This is a genomic window from Mammaliicoccus sp. G-M28 (genome assembly GCF_022386595.1).
Lineage (GTDB): Bacteria > Bacillota > Bacilli > Staphylococcales > Staphylococcaceae > Mammaliicoccus > Mammaliicoccus fleurettii.
The window spans coordinates 262,906-279,294 of sequence record NZ_JAJNIF010000003.1; the positions used below are offsets into that span (position 1 = coordinate 262,906).

The 16,389-nt window shown below is 30.3% G+C and carries 17 protein-coding genes; 12 read left to right on the plus strand and 5 right to left on the minus strand.

Translation table 11 applies throughout. The annotated features are described in order from the left end of the window. The first annotated feature begins 17 nt into the window (after positions 1-17). Positions 18-1,421 carry an NADP-dependent phosphogluconate dehydrogenase gene (gene gndA / locus LQ609_RS05070; protein ID WP_107509685.1) on the plus strand — a complete coding sequence of 468 codons (1,404 nt, stop codon included), beginning with the start codon at positions 18-20 and terminating at the stop codon, positions 1,419-1,421. A gap of 293 nt (positions 1,422-1,714) precedes the next feature. On the opposite strand, the gene LQ609_RS05075 is transcribed toward gndA, so the two are convergent. Together LQ609_RS05075 and zwf are read right to left on the minus strand one after the other, a co-directional pair. Then, complete coding sequence (locus LQ609_RS05075) at positions 1,715-2,575, minus strand: effector binding domain-containing protein (RefSeq protein ID WP_078356596.1); 861 nt, start codon at positions 2,573-2,575, stop codon at positions 1,715-1,717. A gap of 28 nt (positions 2,576-2,603) precedes the next feature. Next, a complete protein-coding gene (zwf, locus tag LQ609_RS05080; RefSeq protein WP_078356597.1) occupies positions 2,604-4,088 on the minus strand; it encodes a glucose-6-phosphate dehydrogenase in 1,485 nt (494 codons plus the stop codon). 194 nt (positions 4,089-4,282) lie between these two features. On the opposite strand from zwf, the gene rnz reads away from it, so the two are divergent. Next, on the plus strand, positions 4,283-5,200 hold the full coding sequence (rnz, locus tag LQ609_RS05085) for a ribonuclease Z (RefSeq protein WP_239734395.1): 918 nt from the start codon (positions 4,283-4,285) through the stop codon (positions 5,198-5,200). Between the two features lie 107 nt (positions 5,201-5,307). On the opposite strand, the gene proC is transcribed toward rnz, so the two are convergent. After that, positions 5,308-6,123, minus strand: coding sequence for a pyrroline-5-carboxylate reductase (gene proC, locus LQ609_RS05090; RefSeq protein WP_239734396.1), 816 nt, complete (start codon positions 6,121-6,123; stop codon positions 5,308-5,310). Between the two features lie 139 nt (positions 6,124-6,262). Here proC and LQ609_RS05095 point away from each other — a divergent pair, with 139 nt between their 5' ends. Beyond that, positions 6,263-7,018 carry an SDR family NAD(P)-dependent oxidoreductase gene (locus LQ609_RS05095; RefSeq protein WP_078356600.1) on the plus strand — a complete coding sequence of 252 codons (756 nt, stop codon included), beginning with the start codon at positions 6,263-6,265 and terminating at the stop codon, positions 7,016-7,018. 59 nt (positions 7,019-7,077) lie between these two features. Here LQ609_RS05095 and LQ609_RS05100 read toward each other — a convergent pair whose 3' ends face one another. Further along, positions 7,078-7,989, minus strand: coding sequence for an aldo/keto reductase (locus tag LQ609_RS05100; RefSeq protein ID WP_208143793.1), 912 nt, complete (start codon positions 7,987-7,989; stop codon positions 7,078-7,080). Positions 7,990-8,065: 76 nt separating this feature from the next. Here LQ609_RS05100 and LQ609_RS05105 point away from each other — a divergent pair, with 76 nt between their 5' ends. The 3 genes from LQ609_RS05105 to xerD all read left to right on the plus strand — a co-directional run bounded on the left by LQ609_RS05105 (position 8,066) and on the right by xerD (position 10,155). After that, positions 8,066-8,608: an NUDIX hydrolase gene (locus LQ609_RS05105; protein ID WP_078356602.1), complete on the plus strand. Its 543-nt coding sequence runs from the start codon at positions 8,066-8,068 to the stop codon at positions 8,606-8,608. 100 nt (positions 8,609-8,708) lie between these two features. Beyond that, entirely contained in the window at positions 8,709-9,149 is a 441-nt protein-coding gene (gene fur, locus LQ609_RS05110) for a ferric iron uptake transcriptional regulator (RefSeq protein ID WP_016912376.1), read from the plus strand. A 94-nt stretch (positions 9,150-9,243) separates the two neighbouring features. Further along, on the plus strand, positions 9,244-10,155 hold the full coding sequence (xerD, locus tag LQ609_RS05115; protein WP_078356603.1) for a site-specific tyrosine recombinase XerD: 912 nt from the start codon (positions 9,244-9,246) through the stop codon (positions 10,153-10,155). Between the two features lie 89 nt (positions 10,156-10,244). Here xerD and LQ609_RS05120 read toward each other — a convergent pair whose 3' ends face one another. Beyond that, positions 10,245-10,748 carry a DUF309 domain-containing protein gene (locus LQ609_RS05120; RefSeq protein WP_203153300.1) on the minus strand — a complete coding sequence of 168 codons (504 nt, stop codon included), beginning with the start codon at positions 10,746-10,748 and terminating at the stop codon, positions 10,245-10,247. A gap of 97 nt (positions 10,749-10,845) precedes the next feature. Between LQ609_RS05120 and LQ609_RS05125 the strand changes: the two genes are divergently transcribed. The 6 genes from LQ609_RS05125 to ccsB all read left to right on the plus strand — a co-directional run bounded on the left by LQ609_RS05125 (position 10,846) and on the right by ccsB (position 16,385). Beyond that, on the plus strand, positions 10,846-11,580 hold the full coding sequence (locus LQ609_RS05125) for a segregation and condensation protein A (protein WP_078356605.1): 735 nt from the start codon (positions 10,846-10,848) through the stop codon (positions 11,578-11,580). Continuing rightward, positions 11,567-12,124 carry an SMC-Scp complex subunit ScpB gene (gene scpB / locus LQ609_RS05130; RefSeq protein WP_078356606.1) on the plus strand — a complete coding sequence of 186 codons (558 nt, stop codon included), beginning with the start codon at positions 11,567-11,569 and terminating at the stop codon, positions 12,122-12,124. The genes LQ609_RS05125 and scpB overlap by 14 nt, the downstream gene beginning before the upstream one ends. 2 nt (positions 12,125-12,126) lie before the next feature. Then, a complete protein-coding gene (locus LQ609_RS05135) occupies positions 12,127-12,864 on the plus strand; it encodes a pseudouridine synthase (RefSeq protein ID WP_078356607.1) in 738 nt (245 codons plus the stop codon). 117 nt (positions 12,865-12,981) lie between these two features. Continuing rightward, positions 12,982-13,518 carry a thiol-disulfide oxidoreductase ResA gene (gene resA / locus LQ609_RS05140; protein ID WP_078356608.1) on the plus strand — a complete coding sequence of 179 codons (537 nt, stop codon included), beginning with the start codon at positions 12,982-12,984 and terminating at the stop codon, positions 13,516-13,518. 13 nt (positions 13,519-13,531) lie between these two features. Continuing rightward, positions 13,532-15,175, plus strand: coding sequence for a cytochrome c biogenesis protein ResB (gene resB / locus LQ609_RS05145; RefSeq protein WP_239734397.1), 1,644 nt, complete (start codon positions 13,532-13,534; stop codon positions 15,173-15,175). Then, entirely contained in the window at positions 15,168-16,385 is a 1,218-nt protein-coding gene (ccsB, locus tag LQ609_RS05150) for a c-type cytochrome biogenesis protein CcsB (RefSeq protein WP_239734398.1), read from the plus strand. The genes resB and ccsB overlap by 8 nt, the downstream gene beginning before the upstream one ends. The last annotated feature ends 4 nt before the right edge of the window (positions 16,386-16,389 follow it).

The window sequence follows — 16,389 nt, forward strand, 5'->3', positions numbered from 1 at the left end:
AAAGTGAGGTTAATTTCATGACACAACAAATAGGCGTAGTTGGTTTAGCTGTAATGGGTAAAAACTTGGCTTGGAATATTGAATCACGTGGCTACTCAGTCTCAGTATATAACCGTTCTAAAGAAAAAGTCGACCAAATGGTTGAAGAATCAAAAGGCAAAAATATACATCCGAACTATTCTATTGAAGAATTCGTAGATTCATTAGAGAAACCAAGAAAAATTTTACTTATGGTAAAAGCTGGTGAAGCAACAGATAAAACGATTGATAGCTTATTACCATTATTAGATAAAGGCGATATTCTTATTGATGGTGGAAACACGAACTATTTAGATACTATTCGTAGAAATCAATTCTTAGACGAGAGTGGAATAAACTTCATCGGTACTGGCGTTTCAGGTGGAGAAGAAGGTGCATTAACTGGACCTTCAATCATGCCTGGTGGACAGAAAGAAGCTTATGATTTGGTAGCACCAATTTTAGAAAGTATTTCTGCAAAAGCATCTGACGGATCACCATGTGTGACATACGTTGGACCAGATGGTGCGGGACACTATGTAAAAATGGTGCATAACGGTATTGAATATGCCGATATGCAATTAATTGCAGAAAGTTATGACTTAATGAAACGTGTATTACACATGGATCATAAAGAAATTGCAGAAACATTTAAGTCATGGAATACTGGTGAATTAGAAAGTTATCTTATCGAAATTACTGGTGAAATCTTTAACAAATTAGATGAAGATGGAACACCATTAGTTGAAAAAATTATGGATAAAGCTGGACAAAAAGGTACTGGTAAATGGACTTCAATTAATGCTTTAGAATTAGGAATTCCATTGACTATTATTACTGAATCAGTATTTGCTAGATTTATTTCATCATTTAAAGATGAAAGAGTTAAAGCAAGCACTGCATTTAATCCAGAAGTTACAGAATTCGATGGAGATAAAGAGGCATTCTTAGAACAAATCAGACAAGCACTTTATATGAGTAAAATTTGTGGTTATGCTCAAGGGTTTGCTCAAATGAAAACTGCGAGTGAAACAAATAACTGGGACTTGAAATTAGGCGAATTAGCTATGATTTGGAGAGAAGGTTGTATCATTCGTGCTCAATTCTTACAAAAAATCAAAGAAGCTTATGATAATGATAAAGATTTAACAAACTTATTATTAGATCCATACTTCAATGATATTGTTGCTAAATATCAAGGTTCATTAAGAGAAGTGTCAGCAACAGCTATAAAAGCTGGTATTGCAACACCAGGTTTCTCTTCAGCTATAAACTATTTCGATAGTTATAGATCAGAAGATTTACCAGCCAACTTAATTCAAGCACAACGTGATTACTTTGGTGCACATACTTATGAGCGCAAAGATAAAGAAGGTATTTTCCACACTGAGTGGACTAAATAATTAGAGCTTGGAACATATTTCCTAACTCAAAATAAATAAGCATATCACTAAACTGATTTTTTAAAGTTTACAGTGATATGCTTATTTTTTATAAAATCTTTCGATTTTGTTCGTGCATTTGCCAGAGGGTATGGTTCGAGCCTGTAGTCTCTCACGCATACTATTCCCTCAGGCGTCCGCACTTTACAAAATCGTTGTTCATATTTATTTTTATACAAAAAAAGCACTTTCGTATAATTTAATTAATAATAATAAAAACTAAATTAACGAAGTGCTTTCACTTATCATTTTGATTAATTCAATCTTTTATGATCGATTGGAACCCATAGTTGTACTTTTGATATTTCCTGATTAAAGTTAACATCTAATGGGTAAACTTCTACGTAAAAGTCATCATGCAAATAGGGCATTTTAAGTTGCCATTGATTTTCAATATGGTGCCAAGCTTCACTTACTACAAAATCTAATTCACCTTGTAAATTAAATGTTGCGAAGTGATGTCCAGGTAAATAGTAATTATCTAAATGACCTGGGTAGCGATCACTAGGAACACCCACAAATACTTCTAGTCCATCTATAAGTGGTCTTCTAACAATAAATAATTGATGGGGTTTTACATCATTATATTTAATGAAATCTTCGATATATTTATTTTCTAATAACATTTCTAATAAATCAGGTATTAAAAAATGATTATCTAATTCGTTTGAATGATAATGATGATTCTTACCAACTAATTTTAAATCATCTTTATACTGTAATGAATAATTTAAAGGTTCCGTCTCAGTTGCTGTTAACTTTATAGATACACGTTTTTTGATTTTTAACATAGATTGATGTGTCTTAGTTTGTAAAGGACTTATACCATGATATTCATTATAATCATGTGCGAAAGTGTTAGCGTCTTTATAGCCATACTTAAGTGCAATATCTAGTATTCTTGAGTGACCACCAAGTATATCAAAAGCCGCTTCTGTCATTTTTCTCGCATTTTGATATTCAATAGGCGTCATACCAATCACCATTGTAAATGTTTGATTCAAATGAAATGGTGATTTGTCTACATGTTCACTTAAAGTTTGCAAATCAATATTGCTCAGTAAATGGTCTTCTATGTACACAATCGCTCTCTGTAAAACTTTAATTACTTCCAATGTTCAGTCACTCCTGTTGGTAGAAAGATTAGTTAATATCGTCCCACCATTTAAATCCATCAATAGACAATAATAGCTGACTTTTTATTGGTCCATTAGTGCCAGCTCTATAATTTGGGAATGGTGCTTTATCATTGTCCCACACATTTTGTATTACATCTACATATTTCCATGTAGCTTTTAGTTCTTCCCAATGAGTGAAGTTGGTAGCATCGCCTTTAAGACAATCAAATATTAGATTCTCATATGCATCTACGGTGTTCATCTTATCTTGAGCACTCATTGAATATGATAATTGTACTGGTTCAGTTTCAATGCCTTGAACTTGTTTTTTAGCATTTAAATGTAATGATAAACCTTCATTAGGTTGGATGTTGATAACTAATAAATTTGATTCTAATTCTGAATCACGGTCATAATATAAGTTCATAGGTACTTCTTTAAATTCAACAATAACTTGAATACCTTTTTTCTTCATTCTTTTACCAGTTCTAATAAAGAATGGTACGCCAGCCCATCTAAAGTTATCGATTAATAATTTACCTGCAACGAAAGTAGGTGTGTTAGAATCATCAGCCACTTTCTCTTCTTCTCTATAACTTTTAACTTGTTCTCCGTCAATTTGACCTTTGTCATATTGTCCTCTAACAAAGTTTTGTTTTACTTCTGATTCATTTAGAGGTCTTATAGAACGTAAAACTTTTACTTTTTCATTTCTAACGTCTTCACTATTTAAACTAATAGGGGGTTCCATTGCTAATAAAGCTACCATTTGTAACATGTGATTTTGGAACATATCTTTAAGTGCGCCACTATTTTCATAATAGCCTCCACGATCTTCGACACCTAAAATTTCAGATGAAGTTACTTGTACGTTTGAAATGTATTTATTATTCCATAATGGTTCAAACATAGCATTAGCAAATCTTAACACTTCAATGTTCTGAACCATATCTTTGCCTAAGTAGTGGTCTATTCTATATATTTCTTCTTCTTTAAATGAACGTCTTATTTGTATATTTAATTCTTCTGCAGATGCTAAATCAGTACCAAAAGGTTTTTCTATAATTAATCTTTTAAAACCATCAGTCTCAGTTAAGCCAGATGATTTTAAGAAGTCAGTTACAGTTCCGAAAAATTGAGGTGCCATAGCTAGATAAAATAATCTATTGCCTTCTAATTGATATTTAGAATTTAATTCATTTGAAAAAGTTAATAACGCTTCATAACTAGAAGGGTCACTCACATCATGTGATTGATAAAATACATGTTCCATAAATTCATCTAATTTATCTGTATCTTGAACATGCTTTTCTACTGAAATTTTAATTTCATTTCTGAATTTTTCAGTAGACCAATCTCTTCGTCCAACACCAATAATTGCAATGTGGTCATCTAGTTGGTTTTGTTGATATAAATGAAAAATAGATGGGAATAATTTACGATGACTTAAATCACCTGTTGCCCCAAATATTGTAATTAAACATGGGATATTTTTAGTTTCGGTTGTCATTTATTTACCTCGATTCTCTAACTTTGTTGCTTTTTACAATATCATTTATTATAACATGTTACTAATTGATATTCTTCAATTTAAACTGTTAATTTTCAATTTATTCAGTAATTTGTATAATAACAGGTTTATTTATGTATTTTTATAAATCACAGTTAAGAACATGTTATAATAATTTCGTAAGGAGGAAGACGATGGAACTAACATTTTTAGGCACAAGTGCCGGACTGCCGACTAAAGAAAGAAATACACAATCTATTGCCTTTAATTGCCTTCCACATGAAAATCAAATTTGGTTATTTGATGTAGGAGAAGCAACTCAGCACAGAATATTGCATACAGGCATAAAGCTGGGTAAGGTAAGTCACATATTTATAACGCACTTACATGGTGATCATATATTTGGATTACCTGGATTATTAACGAGTCGTTCCTTCCAAGGTGGTAAAGATAAACCGTTAACGATAATAGGGCCAAAAGGAATTGCAAAATTTATTCATACGGCTCTAGAAATATCACAATCAAATTTAAATTATCAAATTACAGTAAATGAGTTTAATACAGAAACTGAATTAAATGTAGATAGTTTTCATATTCAAGCTTTGCCTTTAAAGCATGGTATTTTATCTGTTGGTTATAGAATTACAGCACCAGACATAGAAGGTAAATTAGATGTAGAAAAGCTTAAGGCTTTAGGTATTGAACCTGGCCCAAAATATCAAGATGTTAAAGCTAATGAAACATTCGAATATAATAATCAAACTTATCAATCAAAAGATTTCAAGGGACCAAAGAAGAAAGGTAAAGTTATCACGATATTTGGAGATACTATGCCTTGTCAAAATGAACTAATTCTAGCTAAAGATGCAGACGTAATAGTGCATGAAACGACATATATAGAAGGCGATAAAAATTTAGCTAATTCTTATTTTCATAGTCATATTGATGATGTATTTCAATTAATGAGAGATGAAAACGTTAAAAAAGGATTGTTCACACATTTATCTAATCGATATGAACTAGAAGATATAAAAGAAATAGAACAATCCTTAATAAAAAATACAGATCAAGAATTTTACTTTGTAAAAGATTATGATCATTTTCAAATATAAATAAGAAGTCTTCTATAAATATGTAGTAATAACTATTGAGATAAAAACAGATTAGGCTTAATCGAAAAAAAGATGAAAGTATCGTATTGATACTTTCATCTTTTTTATTAATCTTCTTCAGCTTCAGCAAGCTCGATACTTCTTTTTACAGCAGCATTCAAACAATCTAAGAAAACAGCTTCGATATCATGATTACTTAAAGCATTTAATCCTGCTTGTGTTGTACCACCTTTAGATGTAATGTTTTTACGTAATTGATCCATTTTTAAATCTGAACGTTCGATCATTTTACCTGTACCAATAATTAATTCTTTTATAGACTCTTCAACTTGTGATTGTTCGATACCAAGTTTAGTACCAGCATTTACATATTGTTCAAATACGTGGTATAGAAATGCAGGACCACTACCTGTAATGGCAGTTACTTGATGTAAATGGTCTTCTTTTACTTCTAAAGCAGTACCAAATGCTTCGATAAGCGTTAATACTTCTTGTTTAGAATTTGGACCAAAGTTAGTTGAGAAGCTAATTCCTGTAACAGAATGCCCAACGTGTGCATTTGTATTCGGCATAATTCGTGCTATTGGATTTTCAACTTGCAAATTCTCTCTAATATAACTAATTGGTAAACCAGCCATAATTGAAATGAATTTGTTGTCTTTTGTGATGTAAGGTTTAATACGTTCAGCTAATTTTAAAAAGTCATAAGGCTTAGTACTTAAGAAAACATAATCAGCATCTTTTAATAATTCTTCATCATCATAGCTATAACTCACGCCTAATGTGTCATGATAACCTTCTAATTTTTCCAGATTAGATTTGTTTGTTAAAAAAATTCTTTCAGGCTCAATTGATTTACTGTTTACTATTCCTGTAAAAATTGCATTTGCCATATTACCAGATCCATAAAAAACTATTTTCATAATAAAACCACTCACTTCCATAAGAATTCATTTTAATTATAAAGTAATTAAAACTTATGTCAAAAGTGCTTGTATATAATTTAGCAGTTAGAAAAATTTGTGATACATTAAATATAATAAGCAAAAAAGGATGATTGTAATGCTAGGTAAACATTATATGCTAACAGGAGCAACGGGTTCATTAGGAGAAAATATAATTCAAGCTCTCAATAAACATGGAGCATATGTATCAATAATTGTTAGAAACAAAGAAAAAGCAAATAAGTTAAAAGCTAAATATAAAAATATATTAGATGTATATATACTAAATATGAATGATTTAACTCAAATTGAATCTTTTATAGTATCAGAAAATATAAAATATGATGGCATTATTAATAATGCAGGGTTAGGTTATTTTAAATCAAACGAAGCGCATACTACTGAAGAAATTAAGGAAATATATAATATCAACCTCATAAATCTTATTATTTTAATAAATAAAATTATGCCTAATTTAAAAAGAGGTTCCTCAATAGTGAACATTTCGTCTATTTCTGCAAAGGTAACAACGCCATACGGAAGTCATTATGCGGCATCTAAAGCAGCTTTAAGTAGTTTTACGAACGCACTTAGATTAGAAAGAGAAGATTTGCATGTTCTAACAGTTCATCCGGGTCCATTTAAGTCTCAATTTCATTTAAAAGCGGATCCTACAGGAACATTTCAAAAACTTACAAAAAATATTCAACTTGATGTCGATGAATTAGCAGAAAATATTGTTAGAGGAATGATAAAAAAGAAAATAGAAATTAATGAACCACAGTGGATGGATTTTGGTTTGAGATTTTATCAATTAGCGCCAAGAACATTCGAAAAGATATTTAAAAAAGGGTTTTTAAGCAAAAAAATATAAAACACGCCCAATCCAAAATAAATGAATTTGGATTGAGCGTGTTTTGTTTGTCTTAAATTTTATGATAAGTGATTTGTATACTCTAGATTCTTAACGATTGCTCTTGCATGTTTGATTTCTTTTTCTGTTAATGATTGGTTATAGTTTTGAATACTATCTTTAAGTTGATCTGGTGAGCTTGCACCTGTAATAATTGACCCGAGTGCATTGAAAGACTTCAAATAATTGAAAGTGACTGCTGACAAATTATCATATTCTTTATTGAGCTGAGAAATCGTGTCTGAAAGATCATTATAATTGTATTCTAATAAACCATCTTTGAATTTTTTATTTAGTATTTCAGTGGATTTGCCTGTTAATAAACCTTTGGATACTGGGCCTCTCGCTAATATTTTTACATCATGTTGATCTATTTTTTCTAATAAATCTTCTGGTCTATTATCTAAAAGACTAAATTGCATCATGATTGTCTCAATATTACTATTTTCTAAATAATAATCAATGACGTTTGGTCGGATAGAAGAAATACCATATGCTTTAATTAAACCTTCTTCTTTCAATCTTTCAAATGCTTCGATTGATTCGTCTTTATTATCTTCAATTGTACCACCATGTAACATATATAAATCTAATTGTTCAATGTTTAATCTTTGTAATGATGCTTTAATGCTATTCATTATATGCTCTTTAGAAGGATCCCAAAAGTGTTCTTTTGTTTCTTTGTTAAAATGATTTCCAACTTTCGAACCTATAACAATACCATTTTGATCTTGATATTTCTTTAAAATTTTTCCTACTATTTTTTCATTTTCACCGAAATCATATAAGTCTGCTGTATCAAAATAAGTGATACCTTGTTGAATGGCTTCATCTATAATTGTTTCAGCATGATTTGAATCTGTGCCTAAACTCATACAACCTAAGCCAACTTCTGAAATTTCAATGCCACTTTTTAATATATTTTTTTGCATATTGAAGCTCCTTTCGCTACACTTTATATATTAAGTTTAGCAGATAAATTATTTAAATGAAAAGAGGGGCACTTGAATGAAATTAACAGAAGAAACGATATCGAAAGAAAATATATATAATGGAAGAATTATCAACCTTGAAAAGCATAAAGTTAAATTACCAAATGGTAAAACAAGTGAACGTGAAATTGTTTTACATAATGGGGCAGTTTCAGTACTAGCAATAACACCAGAAAATGAAGTTATTGTTGTAGAGCAGTTTAGAAAAGCTATGGAGAAAACTTTGATTGAAATACCAGCCGGTAAATTAGAAGTTGGAGAAGAAAGAGAAAGTGCTGCTTTACGTGAATTAGAAGAAGAAACAGGTTATATAGCTGATAAATTAGAACTTATAGGTGAAGTTTATGGGTGCCCAGGATTTTGTAACGAAAAAGTGAGTATATATATCGCTAAAGATTTAACGGAAGGAAAAGTTAATTTAGACGAAGACGAATTTCTACACTTAAGTAAAATACCAGTAGAAAAAATTAAATCACTTTTATTGTCACAAGAGATTGAAGATGCTAAGACAATGATCGCATTTCAATACTTATTACTAAATTATAATCATTCTAAATAAAAGGGCATTTTCTCTTGCTTTTTAATCATATTATTGGTATTTTAGTATACGAATACAATTCTAATTGATAATGATTTTATTTAAGAAAGAAGGTGTCAAGTTGGAAGAACGTATACAACGTGTGAAAGAACAATTACACAAAGCTTCCTACAAACTAACGCCGCAAAGAGAAGCGACAGTTAGAGTACTACTTGAGAATGAAGCCGATCATTTAAGTGCGGAAGATGTTTACTTAAAAGTTAAAGATAAGGCACCTGAGATTGGATTAGCAACTGTTTATCGAACACTTGAACTTTTAGCTGAACTAAAAGTAGTTGATAAAATTAACTTTGGTGATGGCGTTGCAAGATTTGATTTGAGAAAAGAAGGTGCAAAACATTTCCATCATCATATGGTATGTATGGAATGTGGAGCAGTTGATGAAATTGAAGAAGATTTATTAGAAGACGTTGAACGTCGTGTTGAGAAAGAATTTAACTTTAAAATTTTGGACCATCGATTGACTTTCCATGGTGTTTGTCATAGATGTCGTGAAGAATAAATCTATATATTTTGACGTTACTAAAAGAAGTTACATACTGATTTTAGTGATGTCTTTTTTTATGGTAAAATAGTGACAATAACGAGGTGAGTATATGGATCAAATCATAAATGAATTCATAGATTTTATAAGATTAGAAAAAGGGTTAAGTCAAAATACAATTCAATCTTATAAACGAGATTTAACACAATATAATAAATATATAAATGAGCATAAAGTTAGTCACATTGATAATATAGACCGTATTGTTATTCAAAAATATTTTGCTCATTTAAAAGAAGAAGGAAAATCTTCTAAAACAATTGCTAGATTAGCAGCTACTATAAGAAGCTTTCACCAGTTTGCAATTAGAGAAAAGTATGCTGTAAAAGATCCAACAATTCTTATTGAAACACCGAAATACGAACAAAAACTTCCAGATGTCTTAAGTGAAGAAGAAGTTAACCAGTTACTTACATTTACGCATATCACAAACGAGAGAGACGAACGTGATAGAGCAATGCTTGAATTACTTTATGGTACAGGCGTAAGGGTAACAGAGCTCATTCAATTAAAAGTAGAAGATGTAAATTTGACAATGGGATTTATAAGAGTATTTGGTAAAGGGAATAAAGAAAGAATTGTACCTCTTGGTGATCATTTAATGGCTGTGTTGAAACGTTATATACAAGAAGTGAGACCGAATTTATTGAAGAAACAAATAACAGATGTATTATTTTTAAATGCTAGAGGTACAGCTTTAACTCGTCAAGGATTTTGGAAAATATTAAAAAAAATCGGATTTGAAAAAGGTATTACTAAAACTTTAACGCCACATACTTTACGGCATTCGTTTGCAACACATTTGTTAGAAAATGGAGCAGACCTTAGAGCTGTTCAAGAAATGTTAGGACACTCTGACATTTCAACAACTCAGCTCTACACACATATTTCTAAAAAACAAATAAGAGATATGTACTTGAATTACCATCCGAGAGCAAAAAAGGAGATTAAGCATGAAGAATAATAAATCACAAAATAATGAAACGAAAAAATATAGAACATTAGCTGTTCTATTAACTTTTGCAATAGTGTGGGGATTTGTTTATTGGTTATTTATAGTTTAGAATGACGTTGGTTGTAAGCTGAATTTCTGCTTTCTATAACTTCCGTACGGTCACGAAGCAGATGATGATGCTTAATATAATCTGATACATCTTTATTATAGTTAAAATCAAAGTCATCATAAGTACTTTCTAAAGCTTGGTAACATGCTTTAGTTAATGGAAGCTGTATATTGCGATATACTTTACCTTGATCAATTCGCATGATTTGCGACTTAATAATTGATACATAAGGTGTCTTTTCAATACCTAAGTGGTGAAATTCATCATTAGCCTCTGCGATTTGCAAAGATTTTTTATATGTTTTAAGTGCGCCAGTAATATTTCCACGTCTATAGTGATAACAAGCAGTAGAAAATAATATTAAACTAACTATTGAGTCGTTTTTACTAAAATTCTCATATTCTTTCCAATGTTCTTCTAAAATATCGTGACATTCAAAGTAATGTCTTAAGACATGGAAATGATAATGAAATGACATAACTTGTGTTTCCATTTTAAATCCCTCTTAGCATAGAATCTTTATATGTAATCATGGTATAATAATTTTTAGGTTTATGCACGTAAAAGGAATAGAAATGAGGAAGTTTTAAATGTATGAAGTAAAACTTGATGCCTTTGAAGGACCTTTGGATTTATTACTTCATTTAATACAGAAATACGAAATTGATATTTATGATATACCAATGAAGGAACTTACAGAACAATATTTAAGTTATATACATCAAATGAAGATATTAGAAATTAATGTGGCAAGTGAGTATTTAGTTATGGCATCAGAATTGTTAATGATAAAAAGTAAATTATTATTGCCTACACAACCTTCTGACATTGATGAATTTGAAGATGATCCAAGGGAAGATTTAGTTAAACAGTTAATAGAATATCAAAATTATAAAGAATATGCAGAATTGTTAAATGTTAAAAAGAATGATAGAGAACATATATTTATTAAAAAACCTGCAGATTTGTCCAAATTTGAAGCGGTACACGATAAACGTGCACCATTAGATTTAGATATGACGGATTTAATTATTGCATATCAACGAACAAAGAGAAGACAGAGATTTAATAAACCACAGCATGTAACTGTGAGTGAAGATAGTTATACAATTGAGATGGCTACTGCAAATGTTAAAGATCAACTCTCGCGTTGTAAAAGTTTTAATTTTTTCGAAACTTTACCACCTGATTTGAATACAAATGTTTTAGTAACAATGTTTTTAGCAATATTAGAAATGATGAAATTAAGACAAATTGATGTTTTTCAACAATATCAATTTGGAGAAATAACTATAAATCGAGGCGTGAACTATGTCAGTGAGTAAATTAGGATTATTAGAAGGATTATTATATTCATTAGGTGATGAAGGAATTGAAACAAACCAATTATGCGAATTGCTGGAAATTACACCATCACAATTGAAAGATTTAGCCGCTGAATATGAAAGAGAAACATTGCAAATTATATTTTATGGTAACAAGTGTATTTTAACTGCTAAACCAGTTATGCATGCATATCTTGAAAAGTTAATGATAGACAATATGAATACTAAGTTATCGCAAGCAGCTTTAGAAACTTTATCAATTATTGCATATAATCAACCTGTTACAAGAAGTGATATTGAAGTAATTAGAGGCGTGAATTCCGACGCTTCTGTAAAAACATTAATTGCTAAAGGTGTAGTAGAATCAAAACATAATGAACAATCTAGAAGTCAATTACTTTATACAACTGATTACTTTTTAAATGTTTTTGGTCTTACTTCTTTAGACGATTTACCTAAATCAACGAACGAAGAAAATGAACAAGAAGAAATGGATTTGTTTTTTAGTAGCATGAATGAAAAACAAAATAATGAGGAGCAATAAATATGAGCGAAGAATTAGAAAGATTACAAAAAGTAATCGCAAAAAGTGGATATACTTCACGTAGAAAAGCTGAAAAATTAATCGAAGAAGGACTTGTATATGTCAATCATAAACAAGTTAAAGAACTAGGTACTAAAGTGAGAGATTCAGATTATATAGAAGTTGAAGGTATTCCTTTAGAAATGCCTGATAAATTATATATATTATTCCATAAACCAACAAAAGTAATCACAAGCGTATCTGATGATAAAGGTAGAACAGTTGTAACAGATTTTTTCAAAGAAATTAAAGCAAGAATTTTTCCTGTTGGTCGTTTAGATTATGATACTTCTGGATTACTAATTTTAACAAATGATGGGGAATTCACTAATTTAATGACACATCCTCGTTATAAAATTCAAAAAAAATATGTAGCGAAATTAAAAGGCTATTTATTGAGAGAAGAAGTTAAACAACTAGAAAAAGGGATACAACTTGAAGATGGTTTAACACAACCAGCAATCGTTAAAGTGAAAAGTCAGGATAAAGAACGCAATGTAACACATGTTGAAATTACGATTACTGAAGGTAGAAATCGACAAGTTAGAAGAATGTTTAGTCACTTTGGACATGAAGTTGTGAAACTATCACGAGTTGAATATGGACCTTTAAATTTAAAAGGGTTAAATGCAGGTCAAGGTAGAACAATGTCACCACATGAAATAAAAGTATTAAGACATTTAGCACAAGATGGTAAATAAACTGTAAACGTTCACAATAATGCCACTAATCTGCTTTTTAGTCATGATATACTATACAAAACACCATAACATTTTACATGTATGGTTTTTTTATTGTGTTAGGGAGGATAATAATAAATGAAGAAAAAACAGAAGACTATACTCCAAATTGTTATTACGGCGGTTATTCTTCTCGCAATTATATTTACAGTATGGTCTAGCCTTACTAAAGATAATGATAAAATTGCTCAAGTAGGAGATGAGGCTCCTCTATTTGAACTTGAAACTGTTGATGGAAAAAAAGTTAACTTAAAAGATTTTCGTGGAAAAGGCGTATTAATAAATTTCTGGGGAACATGGTGTGAACCTTGTAAACGTGAAATGCCTGAACTTGAAAGACAATACCAAAACTATAAAGATAACGGCGTAGAAGTCATTGCTATACATGTAAGAAATAATCCACAACAAATTAAACAATATTTAAGTTCATTAAAAGAAACACCATCATTTAATGTTGCGATGGATAATGATAATTTGGTCACTGATGCATATGGAGTAAACCCATTACCTACAACTATTACTGTTGATAAAGATGGTAAAGTTAAGTCTAAGCATACTGGTGAACTTTCTAAAAAACAAATCATCAAAGAAATGGAAATGGTCAAAGTGAAATAGAGGGGGATTTAAGGTGAGTAACAAGCAAATTATTTGTGAGTGTGGGCATAAAAACCCTGAAGGTACTCAACTCTGCTTAAACTGTGGTCGTTTAATAAATGACGACTACGATAAGAAAAAAACAACTGACGTTATGCGTTATGATGGCCAAGCAATACGTTCAAAGACTAAGAATAGAACAATTTTAGATCGTGTCTGGAATTTCTTTGCTTCAATTAAAACTGGGGTTACATTACTTATAATAACTGTTGTAGCAGCATCAATAGGTACTATATTCCCGCAAGAATATTTCATTCCTATGAATGTTAATCCAGAACAATATTATTATGAACATTACGGATCGTTAGGATTGTTATACTACAAATTAGGATTTCATAATTTATATACTTCATGGTGGTTTTTAATTTTACTTGGCTTAGTTGCCTTTTCAATTATTACATCTAGTATAGATAGAGGTATACCATTACATAAGTCTTTGAAAAATCAAAGAACAAAAAAACACAGCACATTTTATAAACGTCAAAGATTAAACATGTCTACTAGAAGTGAAGTTGACTTAGATAGTATTGGTAAATCATTTAAAGAAAAAAGATACAAAGTAAAACAAGAAGACAATCATTTGTTACTTGAAAAAGGTCGCTTATCTAGATATGGTCCTTACATTAATCATACAGGACTTATTATATTGTTATTCGGTGCTATGCTTAGATTTTTACCAGGCTTTTATTTAGATGAAATGGTTTATGTTAAAGAAGGTGAAACTAAACCTGTTCCTGGAACTGATAGAGCATATTATATAAAAAACAATGACTTTATATACGAAGAGTATGATCAAAAGTCTCAATCTAATACAAATGCGGAATCAATCGATCCAAGTTTAAATAAAATTGCTAAAAATTATGAGACTAAAGCTACGTTATACAAGAATGATCAACAAGATGTTATAGGTTCGAAAGCAAACTTAAAAGAAGTAGTTACAGATTCTATAAAAGTAAATCATCCATTAACATATGACAATTTGCAATTTTATCAAAGTAGCTTTGATAATTCTTTATTAAAAGATATGACTTTTAACTTAAAAACGAAAGACGGAAAATCTTTAGGTGAATCATTTACTGTTAATTTGGAAAGTCCTAAAAAGGAATATAAACTTACTGATGATTTAACAGTAAAATTAAGAAGTTATGCACCAGACTATGAAAAAATAGAAAATGGTGTATTAGCTACTAAATCACCAAATCCAAATAATCCTGCTTTTGTGTTTGAAGTTACTAAAAAGGGTGAGAAACCTGAATTTAGTTTCTTGAGAATTAAAGAATCAGAAGATATATCAAAAGGCAATCAATATGATGTGAAGTTCGCTAATGCTACGAATCAATGGGCAACTGTGTTAGCAGTTAAAAAAGATTTAACATTACCAATATTATTTACTGGATTTGTCATTTTCTTAATTGGCCTAGCAGTTGGTTCATATATTAATCACAGACGTATTTGGATTAATAGTGACAATGGTGAATTTAATATTGCAGCCCATACAAATAAGAATTACTATGGATTTAGTAAAGAGATCAATCAAGTATTAGATAAACATCAAATTTCACATATCAAAGATACAAAAGAAGATATTCACGAAAGCAAGGAGGCAAATAATGGATAAAGATTTATTTTTAAATATTAGTAATATTAGTTTATATTCGGCATTTATACTATATTTAATAGCAATTGTGCCATTTTCTTTTTCAGTTCGTTCATCTAAAAAAAGAGCTGAAAAAATTGGAATTATTTTAACAGTTGTTGGTTTCGTATTACAAATTATTTACTTTCTTACGAGATGGATTGCTGCTGGTCATGCACCAGTTAGTAATATGTATGAATTTTTAACGATGTTTGGAATCATGATGGTAGGAGGATTCCTTGTTATTTATTCAATTTACAAAACACCAATTCTTGCACTATTCGTACTACCAATTGCAATGTTACTAATTGCATATGCAAGTATGTTTTCTAGAGATGTATCACCATTAATACCTGCATTACAATCTAGTTGGTTAGCAATACATGTAATCACAGTAACGATTTCTTACGGTATATTATCTATTAGTTGTGTTGCTGGTTTAATATATTTATTTGCAGCAGTTGATCCAAAAGAAAAAACGATACATAGCTTCTTTGTTGAAGTGATTATGTATTTCGTTGTAATCATCATAGGTTTTATTTTAACAACTGTAATCATGAAAGATATTGTTGGATATGATGACACATTCTTCTTTATTGATAAAAACGACAGTAATTCTGTACAACATTACCATTTACCTGCATTTGTGACACAGCAAGACAGCTTGCTTGTTGATCATGTTTCAGGAAGTGATTATGAACCAATTGAAAGAAACGATATATTGAGCTGGATTAAAATTGAATTACCAGCCGTAATCAATGCTCAGAAACTCAATACAGTAATATGGTCAATTGTGATTGGTTCTATCTTGTATGGTATACTGAGATTGATTTTAAAAGGAAAAACATTGTTCAGTCTAATGAAACCATTGACGAAAAAAGTCAATCTATCCTTAATGGATGAAATAGGATATCGAGCAGTTATAATAGGATTTCCTTTATTTGCTCTGGGTGGTATTTTATTCGCGAGCATTTGGGCTCAAATGGCATGGAGTAGATATTGGGGATGGGATCCTAAAGAAGTATGGGCACTCATCACATTCTTGTACTATGCGATATTCCTACACTTAAGATTAGGGAAAGGTTGGGAAGGTCGCAAATCAGCATGGTTAGCTGTTGGTGGTCTTGCAATTATCCTATTTAATGTTATTGCAGTTAACTTAATTGTAGCTGGTTTACATTCTTATGCTTAAAAAT